Source organism: Blautia sp. OF09-25XD (assembly GCF_003482095.1).
GTDB lineage: Bacteria > Bacillota > Clostridia > Lachnospirales > Lachnospiraceae > Fusicatenibacter > Fusicatenibacter saccharivorans.
Genome location: NZ_QUMG01000002.1, coordinates 243,124 through 259,688 on the forward strand (window position 1 = coordinate 243,124; position 16,565 = coordinate 259,688).

Consider the following 16,565-nt stretch of genomic DNA (forward strand, 5'->3'; position numbering starts at 1 on the left):
GTAAGCTGCCATGCAGCCATTTTTTTGAAAGTATCGTTACGGAGCCGGTGTTTCGGACGGTTCCTGACTGTCGGAAACGGAAGATGAATCTTCCGCGGAAGTTTTTTTGGCTTCTTCTTCCGGCGCTTCCGGCTGGTTGTGAACCACCTTGATGCTGCGTACCAGCTTCAGATCGTTGTCGATGCCGATTTCCGTGTAGTCCAGCTTTTCGTCATCACTATAGAATGTGTAGAGTGTCAGGTTACTATCCTCTTTTTCCGTTTTTTCTGATTTGGCATCCCCTGCCTTCGCCAGAAAATCGCTCTCGGAAGTGCCGAGCGTGATGCCGTTTGTGATTGAAATCGGAATCTTTGTCGTATCGAGATCGCCGTACAGCGAAGTAACGAAACAGTTGCGCACTGTCGTCGCCTCCGCGCCGTAATTATGTACGGTGCAGTAAAGTTTCTGACCGCCCTTTTCCAGCGTGACGTAGCCGTATTTTCCGTTTAAAACGGCCGTATCGGACTCTTTCGTATTGACGGTCCAGTCGTGGTCCAGAAGTTCACTGACCGGAACGGGAAGATGATAGAGTACATCGTCAAAGCGGACGGTCCAGTCGTTGATTTTACTGCTGTCGGCTTCCGGTGCCTGGTAGGCCTCCACTTCCGGTGTTGTGGCATCGCTGACACCATCGAGCGCTTCTGCATCAGCCGTGGTCGTAAAGTTCTGCATATCGAGGGAATACAGAATTCCCGTTTCGTTATCGAAGCCGAGCGTGATCGTCTGGTACAGCCCGTACTCATACGTGAACTGCACAGAGGTATCGGCCTCATAACGGTCCTTTGGCGCACCGTAGATGCTTTCCACATCCTCCATCAGCGACTGCTGCAGGGTGACGCCGTTCGGCAGGCCGACATAGATATTCTGGCCCTCAGCGGTCGAGGTGTCGATGTGAATGCCTCCGATCAGGCATTCCGCCACTGGCTTTGCCGTGGTATCCGGATTGGCAATATCGACGGTAATCTGGTTTCCGTCCTTTTCAAAACTTTCGCCCTCTGAGAAGGATTCCGGCTGGATTTCCTTCGTGTCGTCGCCGCTGTAGACCCAGCCAAGCGCTGTAAAATCCGCGTAGGATTCCGGAATTTCGTATGTATCGCCCCAGATGGCAAGCTGAAAACTGTTCAGGTTCTTCGAGAGATCCACATCGTATTCCGGAATCTCATCGGAATCGCCGGAGGCCGCCAGATTGTCTTCGGGGTCGTCATCGTCGGTACTCTGACTGATGGTTGTGATCGGAATCGTTTCTGTTTTCTTTCCGCAGCCGCTCGTTCCCACGAGGAAAGCGGCAAATACTGCTGTTAAAACCCAACGGTATTTTTTCATCAAAACCTCCTCATAATAAATGGTTAAAAATATTTGAAAGTTGCTTCATGTAAGTAACGATATCAGTTCCCCCTATTCTATCACATTCCGCTTCGTTTTCCAATGTCTGAAGCGGATTTGAGAAAAATGGTTTTTCAAAAGCGCGGTACGGAATACATATTTAGTAAGGAACTGGAAAGGGCAGAAGTCTGGGAGGAGGCTGTGTATGCGTTTTACAAAAATGCAGGGCTGCGGAAATGATTATATCTATGTAAATGCCATGGAGGAGCGGGTGGAGAGTCCGGGACGGCTGGCAAAAGCGGTAAGTGACCGCCATTTCGGCATCGGCGCGGACGGGCTGATTCTGATCGGGGCATCCAAAACAGCAGATTTTTCGATGGAAATGTACAACGCCGACGGCTCGAAGGGCGCGATGTGCGGCAACGGCATCCGCTGTGTGGGAAAATACGTGTACGAGCATGGGCTGACGAGAAAAACGACGCTGACTATCGAAACCGGCAGCGGAAACCGTGTGATTCATCTGCAGACGGGGGAGAATCTGAATGAGATCTGTCAGGTGACAGTGGAGATGGGAACGCCGGAATTCCGCGCCGCACAGATCCCCGTTGTTTCTCTGGGGGAATATGTGCTGGAGCATAAAATTACCGTGTGCGGGGAAAATTATACGATGACCTGCCTTTCGATGGGAAATCCGCATGCGGTGATTCCGGTGGAAGATGTGGAAAAAATATCCATTGCAAAGACCGGTTCCGCTTTTGAACACCTTTCCTGCTTCCCGGACCGTATCAATACAGAGTTTATCCAGATTTTAGATCAACACACAATAAAAATGAGAGTCTGGGAACGTGGGAGCGGTGAAACGCTGTCCTGCGGAACGGGAGCGTGTGCGGCAGCCGTCGCGGCGATGGTTTCCGGCTGTGTTTCGGAGGGAGAAACTGCCGTAGAACTGCGCGGCGGCAGGCTTTTCGTTACATGGGACCGGACGAAAAATAAGGTCCTTCTGACCGGCCCGGCCGAGACCGTTTTTGAAGGAACGCTTGCAGAACGAATTTGAAAAATGCAGATTTCTGTCTGCACGAAAGAGCAGTATGCAATATTCTGAAAATAAAAACTTACAGGAAATGCCTTTTCTTTTTAAAAGAAACATGCTACAATATGTGGTACCCGCTACAAGAAAAGGGTGGGGGACACACAAGATATAGTGTTTGATTTGGAGGACACCACAATGGTTTATATTATCAAAAAGGACGGCACCAAAGAAGAATTCGACGCGCAGAAGATCGTCCGTGCCGTAAATAAATCCGCACAGAGAATCCTGTATACCTTCTCACAGCAGGAGATTGACTTTATCTGTAAGTTCGCAACCGAGCACGTATATTCCCTTGGAAAGACCGAAATTCCGATCAGCGATATGCACAATATCGTGGAGGGAGCACTCGAAAAAGTAAACCCGGCTGTGGCAAAAAGCTACCGCGATTACCGCAATTACAAAACTGATTTTATCCATATGATGGACGAGGTCTACACGAAGAGCCAGTCCATCCGCTACATCGGCGACAAGAGCAATGCCAACACCGACAGCGCCCTCGTTGCAACGAAGCGAAGCCTGATTTTCAACGAGCTGAACAAAGAGCTGTACCGCAAGTTCTTCATGAACCGCAACGAGCTGCAGGCCTGTAAGGACGGCTACATCTACATCCACGACCAGTCCGCACGTCTCGATACCATGAACTGCTGTCTGTTCGATGTCGGAAACGTTTTAAAAGGCGGCTTCGAGATGGGAAATGTCTGGTACAACGAGCCGAAGACACTCGACACTGCATTTGATGTCATGGGCGATATCGTCCTCAGCACCGCTGCACAGCAGTACGGCGGCTTTACTGTGCCGGAGGTGGACAAGATCCTTGCTCCGTACGCACAGAAGAGCTACGATTACTACGTAAAAGAGTTCCTGAAATATACCGACGCATCCTGGGAGGGTGCACAGGAGAAAGCCATCGAGTATGCGATCGACAAAGTAAGAAGAGAGTGTGATCAGGGATGGCAGGGAATTGAGTATAAGCTGAACACTGTTGGATCTTCCCGCGGTGATTATCCGTTCGTTACCGTGACCCTCGGCCTTGGAACGAGCATGTTCGAGAAGATGATTTCCATCTCCCTTCTCGAGGTCCACAAAAACGGACAGGGCAAGAAGGGCCACAAAAAGCCGGTGCTCTTCCCGAAAATTGTCTTCTTATATGACAAGGCAATTCACGGAGAGGGCGGCATCGCAGAAGATGTCTTTGAGGCAGGACTTGACTGTTCCTCTAAAACCATGTATCCGGACTGGCTGTCGATGAGCGGCGAGGGCTACATCGCCGAGATGTACAAGAAATACAAGAGAGTCATCAGCCCGATGGGATGCCGTGCTTTCCTTAGCCCGTGGTACGAGCGCGGAGGCATGGAGCCGGCAGATGAGAACGACAAACCGGTCTTTGTCGGACGTTTCAACATCGGAGCCGTTTCCCTTCATCTTCCGATGATCCTGGCAAAATCCCGTTCCGAGAACCGCGATTTCCATGAAGTGCTCGACTTCTACCTCGAGATGATCCGCGATCTGCACAAACGGACCTACGATTACCTCGGCGAGATGCGTGCATCCACGAACCCGCTGGCTTACTGCGAGGGAGGTTTCTACGGCGGCCACTTAAAACCGTCCGACAAGATCCGCCCGCTGTTAAAGCCGATGACCGCATCGTTCGGTATCACGGCGCTGAACGAGCTGCAGGAGCTGTACAACGGAAAATCTCTTGTTGAGGACGGACAGTTCGCACTCGACACGCTGAAATATATCAACGACAAGGTTGCCGAGTTTAAGAAAGAGGACGGCATCCTCTATGCGATCTACGGCACACCGGCAGAATCCCTGTGCGGCCTGCAGATAGAGCAGTTCCGCAAACAGTACGGCATCGTCCGCAACGTTTCGGACCGCCCGTATGTGAGCAACAGTTTCCACTGCCACGTAACCGAGGACATCACCCCGATCCAGAAACAGGATCTCGAGGGACGTTTCTGGGAGCTCTGCAACGGCGGAAAAATCCAGTATGTGCGCTACCCGGTCGGCTACAACAAAGGTGCGATCAAGACCCTGATCGAGCGTGCAATGGAGCTCGGCTACTACGAGGGCGTCAACCTGTCCCTGGCTTACTGCGATGACTGCGGCCACCAGGAACTCGACATGGATGTCTGCCCGGTCTGCGGTTCCAAGAACCTGACGAAGATTGACCGTATGAACGGCTATCTTTCCTACAGCCGTGTCCATGGCGACACCCGTCTGAACGAGGCGAAGATGGCAGAAATTGCGGAAAGAAAATCCATGTAATCGTCCATGAAATAGTCAATGGAACAATCAATGGAATAATCAAAAGCCTCTGAGAAAAGTCCGGTGTGAATGTGACTTTCCTCAGAGGCTTTTTGGGTATTGCATCCGGTGGAAGCTGCCGGCGGCAGGGACTGCAGATGATGTGAGAATTAATCTTCGACATCGCGGGTAATATTGCGAACCCAGATGTACTTTTTATAATGATGATAAACGGCAGGAAGCTTTACAATTTCATCGAGATTTACAATGCAGTAAACCACCATAACCGGAAGCTTCAGCCAGAATGCGGCAAGGAAGCCAAGCGGTACAGAAAAGCACCACATAGCGCCGATGTTTCCCTGCATATCAAATTTCGCATCGCCTCCGGCACAAAAGATACCGTCGAGAACGGTGGTGTTGACCGATTGTGCCATCAGGTTCAGACCGCAGAAGAGAAGCATGTACTGCAGGTACTCGGCTGCGATATCGGAAAGTGGGGCAAAATGAACGATGGCTGGGGAAATGAGCATCAGCAGGCCGCCGGTCACAATGCCGATGGCAATGGAGAGATGGCTTAAACGTCCTCCATACTCGCGGGCTTTTTCCAGCTCGTTCGCGCCGAGCAGATTTCCGATCAGAACCCCGGCACCACCGCTCACACCGCGGATCAGGCAGGAGAGAAGGCTCTTGGCAATCGAGGTGATGGAGTTTGCCGCAACGGCATCGCTTCCCATATGTCCCATGATAACGGAGTACAGAACGTAGGCAATTCCCCAGACGAGGGAGGCCGCAAGCACGGGAAGCGTGTAGCGCCAGAAGTCTTCTGAAAGTATTTTCCCTGCGGAAGAGAAGAGGCGGTTCCAGAGAATCCGTACACGCTCCGGTTTCTTTGTCTCGAGATAAGCCCAGATCAGTTCCACAACGCGGGCAGCTACCGTTGCATAAGCTGCTCCGCGGATCCCAAGTGCCGGAGCACCGCAAAGACCGTAGATGAGGATGGCATTTAAAATGATGTTCAGTACAACCGCAGTGGAACTGATACGGGAGCTGACTGCTGCATGACCGGTGTTTTTCAGCAGGATTAGATAGACCTGCGAAATACCGCAGAGTACGTAGGAGAGTGCAACAGCGCGTAAATACTGGCTTCCGCTTGCAACCAGGGCCGCATCATTTGTAAAGATGCGCATCAGCATTTCGGGACAGAAACCGGCAAGGATGGTAAACAGGCCGGAGAACAGCAGGTTGGTGCGAAGTGCGATCGGAATCACTTTTTCGATCGAAGCGGCATCCTGTTTCCCCCAGTACTGCGCTGCCATAATACCGGCGCCCGCCGCGATGCCTGAGATAAAAAGGCTCAAAACAAACTGCACCTGTCCGGCCAGTGAAACAGCAGACAACGAAGTCTGATCAATCCAGCCCAGCATGATCGCATCCGTTGCGCTGACGAGAGCCAGCATAAAATTCTGGATCGCAATCGGAAGGACGAGGAGTTTTAGTTTCTGGTAAAATTCATCCTTAAAATTCATTCGTGTTTTCATAAAAATTCCCCCAAAGTATAAATAGTAGTTTTTGCTGTATTATAGCGGAAAGAAAATGGGAAAACAATGGCTAAAACAAGCTATTTTCTGGTCAATGTTGACATTCCCTGTATAATATAGAAGAAAAAGAACTTTTCCGGTGCCCGTGTCCGGTACGCCGGAAAGCGGAGAAGAAGTTTGATCAGAAAATCATGTTTCCTTCAGCAGAAACTCCAGGATTTCTGCTATCAGAATAAATATGCCGGCAGCGGCTGTCTTTATAAAATCCAGAAATCCATGCAGGAGCTGGAGAAGCTTTTGAAAAAGAAAGATAAGAAACGGAAGTAGGTTCGGCTGCCATTGGAGCCGTCGTCGAAACAAACGGAAATATACGAAAAAATTGTGAAATTTAATAGAATTATAAGACCTGTTTTCGCTGTTTTTAACAAAAGTAAAGAAACTGTGAAAAAAAGGTTGCTTTTTTCGGCAGAATCCTTTATAATCTTATTTGTGTTCAGCGAGTGGATCATTCAATGAAACACAGAAAAACAAAAGTAAGCGCCTTTAGCTCAGTTGGTAGAGCAGTAGACTCTTAATCTATTTGTCCAGGGTTCGAGTCCCTGAAGGCGCATCGAAAGCACTGTTTTTGCAGACCTGAGAGCTGCGGGGACGGTGTTTTTCTTGTTTTACGCACAAAAAAAACGACAGCGGAGAGATCTTAAAAAAATAGATCTTTTCACTGTCGGTTTTGCATTCCAAGTAAAAAATGTCAATAGTTCTTCAGCTCGCTCGCCGAATCAATAATAATCTGGCAGCCCGGCTGAACATTTTTCAGAATCGTAATCATCTGGTCTTCCGGAACAGAAATGCATCCGCCGGGAAATTCCAGGCTTTCGGCGTTGTCTTCGTCGTGACGAACTGATTGTAGTATCTGGAATTTACATCATCGACCCAGTAATACGTATCATCCACCTGGGTATAGGAAAGTTCCGTTCCGGGATTCGGGAGAATGCCGAAGGCATACGTAAAGCTGAACTGTCCGCGCGGTGTTTTGCGGTTCCACTCGGTAGTTTCGCCTACACCGCCGTATCCGACATAGCCGCTTGTACAAAGATCCTCGTTCCAGGTGCCGTCCGCATCTTTCGTTACCATGGCCACTGTCGCACTGGTGCCGCCAGAACTTTTCTTTTCGTTTTCAAATCCCCCTTACATGCAGAAATGTTTTTTACAGAAACCGTGCCTCCATCTTACAGATCGGGTTTCCGATTGAGGAAAACTTCTCCTCATATTCCGTCATTACATTTCCTTCTGAGAGAACCACATCGTGGTGCAGATCGTATGTGAATGCAGTGAGTTCCCATCTCTCTGCATTTTTCATCTCTTCAAGAGAGTAGTCAAACAGATCTTTATTATCGGTTTTGAATTCCAGTGTTCCGTCCTTCTTTAAAATCTTCTCGTACCGTGCAAGAAACTCATGCGATGTCAGTCTCCGTTTCGCATGGCGGTCTTTCGGCCACGGATCGGAGAAGTTGAGGTAAATGCGGTCCACTTCGCCTTCTGCGAATACTTCCGGAAGCTGGCGCGCATCCATGCGGATGAAAAACAGGTTTTTAAGTTCTGTTTCTAATTTTTCACGTTTCTGTACCGCGCGGAGCAGTACGCTGTCGTACATCTCAATGCCAATGTAGTTGATCTCCGGATGCAGAACCGCCATATCCATCAGGAAGCGTCCTTTTCCCATTCCAACCTCAATATGAATCGGATTTTCATTTCCGAAAACCTCAGCCCACCGTCCCCGGCAGCTCTCCGGTTCCTGCACAACGAACGGACAGGAAGCAATCACATCTTTTGATCCTCTGATATTTCTAAGGCGCATATGCGTAAAATTCCTTTCTTAAGTGATAAATATTAGAATAAAAGCCAATCATATCTAGTATATCATAGCTCCCGGAAAAGCAAAACAGAAAAATCCCGTTTTCAAATTTTCAAAGTTTTCAAAATACTATATACAATATCAACCTGCACATAGCATTTCTTATCAGCAATATGACAATCGGATTGGAACCATATCGAAATCATATGAGGGACCATCTTTTGGCTATTGAGATTGGAAGAAAAAATATGACCCATTGTCTATTTTTAATCAAAAAGTCGATCGAAATTCCACTTTTTTTTACGATTTCAATATGTCAACTTTGGAAAAAAAGGTGTAGAATACTAACAGCAAAGATGCGGGGAGTTTTCCTCGTCTTTGTTGTCTTTTAAATAAATAAGGAGGGAAAGCGATGCTATGGAATCTGTAATTAACAAACTTGCAGAGATCGAAACGGCTGCTACCAAGATTATGCAGGCTGCCGAGAATCAGAAGAAGCTCCAGGATGAGCAGCAGGAAGAGCGGATTGCAAAATTCGATGCAGATCTGGAAGCGGAAACGGCAAAGCGGATTGAAGAGATCACAACAAAACTTCATTCTACTACAGATGCGGATCAGAAAAAGCAGCGGGACTCTGCCGCCGAACTTCTATCTTCACTGGACGCTTATTACGAACAGAATCACGGAACACTGTCCACGCAGATTTACGAAAACATTATAAGGAAGTGAAACGATGAGCGGTCTATTATCCTACAGCGGCCTTACCACAAAGATAAGAGCCATGCAGAGCCATCTTTTAAACGACCAGAATTTTCGGGAAATCGTGGAATTGGAGAGTGTACCGCAGGCAGTTTCTTACCTCAAGCAGCATAAAGGCTATGAGGATCTGTTTGAGGGCTACAACGAAGCTGACCTTCACCGAGGTCAGATCGAGAAAATGCTGCGCCTGACGGTATACCGGGATTTTTCCAAGCTGTACCGTTTTGCAAATGTGGAGCAGAGAAAGTTCCTTGCGCTCTACTTTAAACGATACGAAGTGTCCGTTATCAAAGAATGCCTGAACACGGTATTTGATCACCGTGATGTGGTATTGAACCTGTCCATATTCGACGAGTTCTTTAACAAGCATTCCCAGCTGGACATCAATCTTCTGGCGTCCTCCAGGACGATCGAAGAACTGATTGCGAACCTGAAAGGGACAGAATATTATGCCCCGTTGTCGCAGCTCGCGGATATCGAGCGTCCGACCCTGTTCGACTATGAGATGACCCTGGATCTGTATTACTTTGCACAGATGTGGAAAGACAGATCAAAAGTAGTGACAAAGCGGGATCTGGAAGAGCTGACCGCTGCATGGGGAAGCAAGTTTGACATGCTGAACCTTCAGTGGATCTACCGTTCCAAACGCTATTATCACATGACCAGCGCACAAATCTACGCCCTGCTGATTCCGGTTCATCACCGGCTGAAAAAGGATGTGGTAAAGGCACTGGTAGAAGCCGAGAATATGAGTGCATTTTCCCAGCTGCTGGAACAAACCTATTATGCGAAACGGTATGATTCCTTCAAGGTCGATACGCTGGAATCCATGTATGCAGCCATTATGAAGCACATACTTTCCAGTGAATCCAGACAGGATCCTTATTCCGTTGCCACAATATACTCATACCTCTATCACAAAGAGCACGAGGTAAACCGGCTTATTATTGCACTCGAGTGCGTACGTTACCGTATCAGCGCTGACGAGGCAATGCAGCATATCGCAAAAACTTAATACACGGGGAGGTGTACTCATTGATTGTCAAGATGAAATTTTTGAGCATCACCGGGCCGAAAGCCGACATTGACCGTGTGGTCAACACTTATCTCTCAAAATATGAGATACATCTGGAAAACGCTCTGACGGAGCTGTCTACGATGCAGAATATCACACCGTATATCCAGATCAACCCATACAAAGAGACCTTAAAACAGGCGGAAGATTTTACAGCACTTCTGCCGGAAGAGAAGCGTACCACCACGAAAAGACTTTCCCTGGAAGATGCCATCAACTGTGTCCATGGTTTGGATCACACCCTTGGCCAGTTGAACCAGGAGCGTACAGAACTGGAAGCAAAAAAGAAAGACTTGATGGAAAAAGCACAGAAAATCGAGCCGTTCCAGGATCTGCACTGCAATCTTTCCTCCATTCTGGATTTCCACTTTATTAAATTCAGATTCGGAAAGATCACAAAAGAGTATTACAACAAATTTGAGAGCTACTGCTATGAGAACAGCGATACGGTATTCTACCGCTGCCATTCCGATGAGCAGTATGTATGGGGCATTTACTTCTGCCCAAGAGATCAGGTCACGAAAGTGGATGCCGTATTCTCATCCCTGCACTTCGAAAGAATCTACGTTCCGGACGAGTACAGCGGAACGCCGGAGGATGCTTACGCAGCACTTCAGGCAGAAATCAAAAAGACAGACGATGCACTCAGCGAGTGCTCACGGAAACTGGCAAAATGCCTTTCGGATTCCGCAGAGGATCTGGTTGCAGCAAAAGAGCAGTTAGAGCAGCTCTCCGGCAACTTTGATGTCCGTCGCCTGGCAGCCTGCACGAAATCCAAGAAGGAAACCTTCTATATTCTGTGCGGCTGGATGTCGGAAAAAGATGCCGATTCCTTCCAGAAGGACATCGAAAACGACACAAATCTCTTCTGCTTTATCGAGGATGATGCAAACAACGTTCTGCGTCAGCCGCCGACAAAGCTGAAAAACCCGAAAATCTTCCGTCCGTTTGAGATGTACGTGAAGATGTACGGACTGCCAAATTACAATGAAATTGACCCTACGATTATCGTAGGACTTACCTATGCATTTATTTTCGGAATCATGTTTGCCGATGTAGGACAGGGACTGTGTCTGCTGATTGGCGGCGCACTGCTGTACCACTACAAGAAGATGGATCTGGCAGCGATCATGAGTACCTGCGCGGTATTCTCTGTGATCTTCGGATTCTTGTTCGGCAGCTTCTTCGGATTTGAGAATGTCATACCGGCCCTCTGGCTGCATCCGAAGGAAGCGATGACAACGCTTCCGTTCATCGGTTCGATGAACACCGTATTTGTCGCAGCGGTTGCATTTGGTATGTTCATGATTCTGACAGGAATGGTTCTGCATATGATCAATGCAGCAAGAAACCATAAGCTCGGCGAGCTTCTGTTCAGCCAGAACTCCCTGGCAGGCTTCATTTTCTACGGAGCCCTTGCCGTTACACTCGTTCTCCTGTTCAGCGGCCATAAAGCTCCGGCTGTCGGCGTGATGGTAGTCATGTTCGGTATTCCGCTTCTTGCGATTTTCTTAAAAGAGCCACTGGAGCGTATGGTAGAGAAGAAGGGCAATGCATTTCCGGAGACCGGAAAGGGAATGTTCTTTGTACAGGCATTCTTCGAACTCTTCGATGTGCTTTTGAGCTACTTCTCCAACACAATTTCCTTTGTCCGTGTCGGCGCATATGCAGTCAGCCATGCGGCTATGATGGAGGTTGTCCTGATGCTCGGCGGAGCAACAGGCGGCGGCAGCATCAGCTGGCCGGTTATTGTTCTCGGAAATGTCTTCGTTGCCTGCCTTGAGGCACTGCTGGTAGCGATCCAGGTACTGCGTCTGGAGTATTACGAGATGTTCAGCCGGTTCTATGAAGGAGACGGAAAACCGTTTGTTCCGTTTTTGAAAAAAGGCGAGAAATAAAAGAGGATTCAGAGCCATGCAAAATGGAAGCGAATATGGCGGGAAGCTGTATCGGGAAAAAGTGAAAATGGCTCCGGATCGCAGCAAAGAGTAAATTTAATGAATTAACTTCAGGAGGAAAACTATTATGAACTCAGCACTTGTACAGGTACTTACTGCAATCGCAATGGTATTAACCATCGTTGTTCCTATGACTTATTACTTCAAAGGTGAGCACAACAAAAATCGTTACAAAAAATCTCTGGCAGCCAATGTAAGCGGCTTCTTCGGCCTTCTGCTGATCGCAACCGTTGTTTCCTTCGCAGGCGCAACAACTGCATCTGCTGCAACAGAAGCAGGCGCTGGTCTTGCAACCGGTCTTGGTTACATCGGTGCAGCTCTTGTTACAGGTCTTTCCGGTATTGGTTCCGGTATCGCCGTTGCATCTTCCGCAAGCGCAGCTCTTGGAGCAATCAGCGAAGACGGCAGCATCTTTGGTAAATCCATGATCTTCGTAGCTATGGCCGAAGGTATCGCTCTGTATGGTCTGATCATCTCCTTCATGATTCTTGGTAAACTTTGATTCCAAAACCGGAAGGTATTGATCTTCACCTTAAGTTGGAGGAATCATAAATGAAAATGTTCTTGATCAGTGATAACGTAGACACTCAGACGGGCATGCGCCTGGCCGGAGTGGAAGGCGTTGTCGTTCATGAGCGCGAGGAGCTTTATGATACACTGCAGAAAACACTGGCAGACAAAGAGATCGGAATTATTCTCCTTACAGAAAAGTTCGGGAAGGAATTCCCGGACATTCTGGAGGATGTCCGCCTCAACCATAAGCTTCCGCTGCTCATTGAAATTCCGGACCGTCACGGTACCGGAAGAGCGCCGGACTTTATCACTTCCTTTGTAAATGAATCTATTGGATTAAAACTGTAAGAATGCCCTGGAGGTGACACACATTGACTACTGAGGAAAAACTTCAGAATTTTTATAATCATTCCCTGGACAGTGCAAACCGTGAAGCAGAACGTGTGATCGGCGATCACCAGAAAGCTCTGGATAAGATCTTCGAGGAGCATAAAGCAACCGCAAGACGTCAGGCAGAAGAAGAAGTTGCTGCCGAGACCGAGAAAGCAAAACGTGATGTCAACAAGACACTGTCAGCGGATCAGCTTCATATCAGACGGAAGCTGTCCCGTAAAAATCTGGAATTAAAAGAAAAACTGTTTAAAGAAGTTCGTGAAAAACTTACCGCTTATAAAAAGGATCCATCCTATGAGGAGTATCTGGAGCGCAAAATCCGCGAAGCCGTTACGTTTGCCGGAAATGACAAACTGACCTTATATCTGGATCCGTCAGACGAAGCTCATAAGGCTTCCCTGGAGCAGAAACTCTCCGTAACCCTTACCATTTCGGCCATGCCGTTCCTTGGCGGCGTGCGCGCGGTCATTCCGGAGAAAAATATTCTGATCGATAATTCCTTCGAGACCCTTCTGAACGAAGAGCGGGAGAATTTCATCTTTCACGGAGGTGTAGAGCATGAATAAAACCGGAGTTATCTATGGAATCAACGGTCCGGTCGTATATCTGAAAGGAAACACCGGATTTAAAATGTCCGAGATGGTTTACGTTGGTAAAGAACGTCTGGTCGGCGAGGTTATTGCCCTGACAAAGGATACCACTACAGTACAGGTTTTCGAGGAAACCACAGGACTGAAACCAGGCGAAACAGTTACCGCATCCGGAGATGCCCTCTCTGTTACACTGGGACCTGGAATCCTGAACAACATTTTTGACGGTATTGAGCGTCCGCTGTCCGAGATTGCAAAGCAGTCCGGTAAATACATCAGCCGCGGTCTTACCGTAGATTCTCTGGATACAGAGAAAAAATGGGATGTCCATGTAACTGTTTCGGAAGGCGAAGAGCTGATGGGCGGCGCAATCATTGCAGAAACACAGGAGACCCGTTCCATCGTACACAAATCGATGGTTCCGCCGGATGTCAACGGCACGGTTATCTGGGCTGCCAAAGACGGAAAGTACACCATCCTTGACCCGATTGTAAAACTGAAACTGGAAGACGGCACCGAAAAAGAGATCACACTGGCACAGAAATGGCCGATCCGTGTACCGCGTCCAACCCTGAAAAGATATCCGGCATCCGTTCCGCTGATCACAGGACAGCGTATCCTGGATACGATGTTCCCGATCGCAAAAGGCGGCACAGCAGCCATCCCTGGCGGATTCGGTACCGGAAAAACCATGACCCAGCACCAGATCGCAAAATGGTCTGATGCCGATATCATCATCTATATCGGATGTGGAGAGCGTGGAAACGAGATGACACAGGTTCTGGAGGAGTTCCAGGAACTGATCGACCCGAAGAGCGGCAATCCGCTGATGGACCGTACCACCCTGATCGCCAACACATCCAACATGCCTGTTGCAGCCCGTGAGGCATCTCTGTATTCCGGACTGACACTGGCTGAGTATTACCGCGATATGGGCTATGATGTAGCAATCATGGCAGACTCCACATCCCGTTGGGCAGAGGCACTCCGTGAGCTGTCCGGCCGTCTGGAGGAAATGCCTGCCGAGGAAGGTTTCCCGGCATATCTGGCATCCCGTCTGTCCGCTTTCTATGAGCGTGCCGGCATGATGCAGACCCTTTGCGGAGCAGAGGGAAGCGTATCCATCATCGGAGCTGTATCTCCGCAGGGTGGTGACTTCTCCGAGCCTGTTACCATGAACACCAAACGTTTCGTCCGCTGCTTCTGGGGACTGGACAAATCTCTGGCTTACGCCCGTCATTTCCCGGCGATCCACTGGCTGACCAGCTACAGTGAATACCTGCAGGATCTGTCGCCGTGGTACAAAGATCACGTAAACAAAAACTTTGTAGATATGCGGAACCAGTTAATGGGAATCCTGAACTCCGAGAGCTCCCTGATGGAAATTGTAAAACTGATCGGTAGCGATGTTCTTCCGGATGACCAGAAGCTGACCCTGGAAATCGCCAGAGTTATTCGACTGGGCTTCCTGCAGCAGAACGCATTCCATCCGGATGACACCTGCGTATCCTTGGAAAAACAGTACAAGATGATGGAAGTTATTCTTTATCTGTACAAGAAATCCAAAGCGCTCGTGACGATGGGCATGCCAATGTCCGTACTGAAAGAGGACAAGATCTTCGACCGCGTCGTTTCTATTAAATACGATGTACCGAATGACCGTCTGGATCTGTTTGACACATACAAAAAAGATATCGACACCTTCTACGATAAGGTACTCGAGAAGAATGGTTAAGGAGGGAATTCATCATGGCAATTGAATATTTAGGCCTTAGTGAGGTCAATGGCCCTCTGGTTGTTCTGGAAGGTGTAAAAAATGCTTCCTACGAGGAAATCGTAGAATTTACCGTAGACGGCAATGAGAAAAAACTGGGACGTATCGTTGCTGTATACGAAGACAAAGCCGTTATTCAGGTATTTGAGGGAACTTCGAGCATGTCTCTTACCAATACCCATACCCGTCTGACCGGACATCCGATGGAGATCGGACTTTCCGAAGAAATCCTTGGACGTACCTTCGACGGTATCGGAAAACCGATCGACCGCATGGGACCAATTGACGCAGAGGTAAGAAGAAACGTCAACGGCCTGCCGCTGAACCCGGTTACCCGTAAATACCCAAGAAACTATATCCATACCGGTATTTCTGCAATCGACGGTCTGACTACCCTGATTCGTGGCCAGAAGCTGCCAATCTTCTCCGGAAACGGACTTCCGCACGACCAGCTGGCAGCACAGATCGTACAGCAGGCATCCCTTGGAGATTCTGATGAGAAGTTTGCAATCGTATTTGCCGCTATGGGTGTTAAATACGACGTAGCAGAGTTCTTCCGCCGGACCTTTGAGGAAAGCGGTGTATCTGACCATGTTGTTATGTTCCTGAACCTGGCAAATGACCCGGTTGTAGAGCGTCTGATCACTCCGAAGGTAGCACTGACAGCTGCCGAGTACCTTGCATTCGAGAAAGGCATGCATATCCTGGTTATCCTGACCGATATCACATCCTTCTGCGAGGCTATGCGTGAGGTTTCCTCCTCACGTGGAGAGATTCCTTCCCGTAAAGGTTATCCTGGATATCTGTACAGTGAGCTGGCTACGCTGTATGAGCGCGCCGGAATCGTACAGGGCGTAGAGGGATCCGTAACACAGATTCCGATCCTGACCATGCCAAACGATGATATCACGCACCCGATCCCTGACCTGACCGGTTACATCACCGAGGGTCAGATCGTACTGGACCGTCAGCTTCACGGCCAGTCTATTTACCCGCCAATCAGCGTACTGCCGAGTCTTTCCCGTCTGATGAAGGATGGTATCGGTGAGGGCTACACAAGAGCCGATCATCAGGACGTAGCGAACCAGCTGTTCTCCTGCTATGCAAAGGTAGGAGATGCGCGTTCCCTGGCATCCGTTATCGGTGAGGATGAGCTTTCTCCGATCGATAAACAGTACCTGGTATTCGGTAATGAATTCGAGCATGAATTCATCGGCCAGGGAATGGATGAAAACCGTTCCATGGAAGATACGCTGAACAAGGCATGGGAGCTTCTTGGACTGCTTCCGAGAGAAGAGCTCGACCGTGTCAACACCAAGGTTCTGGATCAGTATTATCATCCGACCACCATTGATGCAGTAGCAAAAGCAAAGGCAGAAGCCGATGCCATGAATGAGTAAGCGAGAGGAGT

Annotated in this window: 15 protein-coding genes and 1 tRNA gene; 12 read left to right on the forward strand and 4 right to left on the reverse strand. The window is 48.7% G+C overall.

The window, feature by feature from the left end:
• Positions 1–36: 36 nt before the first annotated feature.
• The gene (locus tag DXA93_RS03100; RefSeq protein WP_055228539.1) at positions 37–1,362 is read right to left on the reverse strand and encodes a hypothetical protein; all 1,326 of its coding nucleotides are present in this window, start codon (positions 1,360–1,362) and stop codon (positions 37–39) included.
• A gap of 205 nt (positions 1,363–1,567) precedes the next feature.
• On the opposite strand from DXA93_RS03100, the gene dapF reads away from it, so the two are divergent.
• Positions 1,568–2,416, forward strand: a complete 849-nt coding sequence (gene dapF / locus DXA93_RS03105) for a diaminopimelate epimerase (protein WP_119207713.1) — start codon at positions 1,568–1,570, stop codon at positions 2,414–2,416.
• A 171-nt stretch (positions 2,417–2,587) separates the two neighbouring features.
• A complete protein-coding gene (nrdD, locus tag DXA93_RS03110; RefSeq protein WP_022461695.1) occupies positions 2,588–4,723 on the forward strand; it encodes an anaerobic ribonucleoside-triphosphate reductase in 2,136 nt (711 codons plus the stop codon).
• Positions 4,724–4,872: 149 nt separating this feature from the next.
• Here nrdD and DXA93_RS03115 read toward each other — a convergent pair whose 3' ends face one another.
• Complete coding sequence (locus DXA93_RS03115) at positions 4,873–6,240, reverse strand: MATE family efflux transporter (RefSeq protein WP_119207714.1); 1,368 nt, start codon at positions 6,238–6,240, stop codon at positions 4,873–4,875.
• Between the two features lie 177 nt (positions 6,241–6,417).
• Between DXA93_RS03115 and DXA93_RS17715 the strand changes: the two genes are divergently transcribed.
• Both DXA93_RS17715 and DXA93_RS03120 read left to right on the forward strand, forming a co-directional pair.
• On the forward strand, positions 6,418–6,567 hold the full coding sequence (locus tag DXA93_RS17715; protein WP_158555013.1) for a hypothetical protein: 150 nt from the start codon (positions 6,418–6,420) through the stop codon (positions 6,565–6,567).
• A gap of 210 nt (positions 6,568–6,777) precedes the next feature.
• A tRNA-Lys gene (locus DXA93_RS03120) sits at positions 6,778–6,850 on the forward strand.
• A 212-nt stretch (positions 6,851–7,062) separates the two neighbouring features.
• Here the strand turns inward: DXA93_RS03120 and DXA93_RS03125 are convergent.
• Both DXA93_RS03125 and trmB read right to left on the reverse strand, forming a co-directional pair.
• Positions 7,063–7,371, reverse strand: a complete 309-nt coding sequence (locus DXA93_RS03125) for a hypothetical protein (RefSeq protein WP_119207715.1) — start codon at positions 7,369–7,371, stop codon at positions 7,063–7,065.
• A gap of 73 nt (positions 7,372–7,444) precedes the next feature.
• Positions 7,445–8,095, reverse strand: coding sequence for a tRNA (guanosine(46)-N7)-methyltransferase TrmB (gene trmB, locus DXA93_RS03130; protein ID WP_119207716.1), 651 nt, complete (start codon positions 8,093–8,095; stop codon positions 7,445–7,447).
• 414 nt (positions 8,096–8,509) lie between these two features.
• Here trmB and DXA93_RS03135 point away from each other — a divergent pair, with 414 nt between their 5' ends.
• The 8 genes from DXA93_RS03135 (at position 8,510) to DXA93_RS03170 (ending at position 16,554) form a co-directional block, all read left to right on the forward strand.
• On the forward strand, positions 8,510–8,821 hold the full coding sequence (locus tag DXA93_RS03135) for a hypothetical protein (protein WP_022461691.1): 312 nt from the start codon (positions 8,510–8,512) through the stop codon (positions 8,819–8,821).
• Between the two features lie 4 nt (positions 8,822–8,825).
• Complete coding sequence (locus DXA93_RS03140; protein ID WP_022461690.1) at positions 8,826–9,866, forward strand: V0D/AC39 family V-type ATPase subunit; 1,041 nt, start codon at positions 8,826–8,828, stop codon at positions 9,864–9,866.
• Between the two features lie 11 nt (positions 9,867–9,877).
• Positions 9,878–11,824, forward strand: a complete 1,947-nt coding sequence (locus DXA93_RS03145; RefSeq protein ID WP_319638368.1) for a V-type ATP synthase subunit I — start codon at positions 9,878–9,880, stop codon at positions 11,822–11,824.
• A gap of 127 nt (positions 11,825–11,951) precedes the next feature.
• Positions 11,952–12,386, forward strand: a complete 435-nt coding sequence (locus tag DXA93_RS03150) for an ATP synthase subunit C (RefSeq protein ID WP_119207717.1) — start codon at positions 11,952–11,954, stop codon at positions 12,384–12,386.
• 50 nt (positions 12,387–12,436) lie between these two features.
• Positions 12,437–12,745: a V-type ATP synthase subunit F gene (locus DXA93_RS03155; protein WP_055220228.1), complete on the forward strand. Its 309-nt coding sequence runs from the start codon at positions 12,437–12,439 to the stop codon at positions 12,743–12,745.
• Between the two features lie 23 nt (positions 12,746–12,768).
• Positions 12,769–13,356, forward strand: a complete 588-nt coding sequence (locus DXA93_RS03160) for a V-type ATP synthase subunit E (protein ID WP_055220230.1) — start codon at positions 12,769–12,771, stop codon at positions 13,354–13,356.
• A complete protein-coding gene (locus tag DXA93_RS03165; RefSeq protein WP_022461685.1) occupies positions 13,349–15,115 on the forward strand; it encodes a V-type ATP synthase subunit A in 1,767 nt (588 codons plus the stop codon). The genes DXA93_RS03160 and DXA93_RS03165 overlap by 8 nt, the downstream gene beginning before the upstream one ends.
• Positions 15,116–15,129: 14 nt before the next feature.
• Complete coding sequence (locus DXA93_RS03170) at positions 15,130–16,554, forward strand: V-type ATP synthase subunit B (protein WP_022461684.1); 1,425 nt, start codon at positions 15,130–15,132, stop codon at positions 16,552–16,554.
• Positions 16,555–16,565 lie beyond the last annotated feature (11 nt).

Bases quoted from the DNA above. Each gene is read 5' to 3' on its own strand.
- DXA93_RS03170 (WP_022461684.1), top strand. From the start codon at position 15,130: ATGGCAATTGAATATTTAGGCCTTAGTGAGGTCAATGGCCCTCTGGTT.
- dapF (WP_119207713.1), top strand. From the start codon at position 1,568: ATGCGTTTTACAAAAATGCAGGGCTGCGGAAATGATTATATCTATGTA.
- DXA93_RS03115 (WP_119207714.1), bottom strand. From the start codon at position 6,240: ATGAAAACACGAATGAATTTTAAGGATGAATTTTACCAGAAACTAAAA.
- DXA93_RS03100 (WP_055228539.1), bottom strand. From the start codon at position 1,362: ATGAAAAAATACCGTTGGGTTTTAACAGCAGTATTTGCCGCTTTCCTC.
- DXA93_RS03155 (WP_055220228.1), top strand. From the start codon at position 12,437: ATGAAAATGTTCTTGATCAGTGATAACGTAGACACTCAGACGGGCATG.
- DXA93_RS03150 (WP_119207717.1), top strand. From the start codon at position 11,952: ATGAACTCAGCACTTGTACAGGTACTTACTGCAATCGCAATGGTATTA.
- DXA93_RS03125 (WP_119207715.1), bottom strand. From the start codon at position 7,371: ATGGTAACGAAAGATGCGGACGGCACCTGGAACGAGGATCTTTGTACA.
- DXA93_RS03140 (WP_022461690.1), top strand. From the start codon at position 8,826: ATGAGCGGTCTATTATCCTACAGCGGCCTTACCACAAAGATAAGAGCC.
- trmB (WP_119207716.1), bottom strand. From the start codon at position 8,095: ATGCGCCTTAGAAATATCAGAGGATCAAAAGATGTGATTGCTTCCTGT.
- DXA93_RS03165 (WP_022461685.1), top strand. From the start codon at position 13,349: ATGAATAAAACCGGAGTTATCTATGGAATCAACGGTCCGGTCGTATAT.
- nrdD (WP_022461695.1), top strand. From the start codon at position 2,588: ATGGTTTATATTATCAAAAAGGACGGCACCAAAGAAGAATTCGACGCG.
- DXA93_RS03135 (WP_022461691.1), top strand. From the start codon at position 8,510: ATGGAATCTGTAATTAACAAACTTGCAGAGATCGAAACGGCTGCTACC.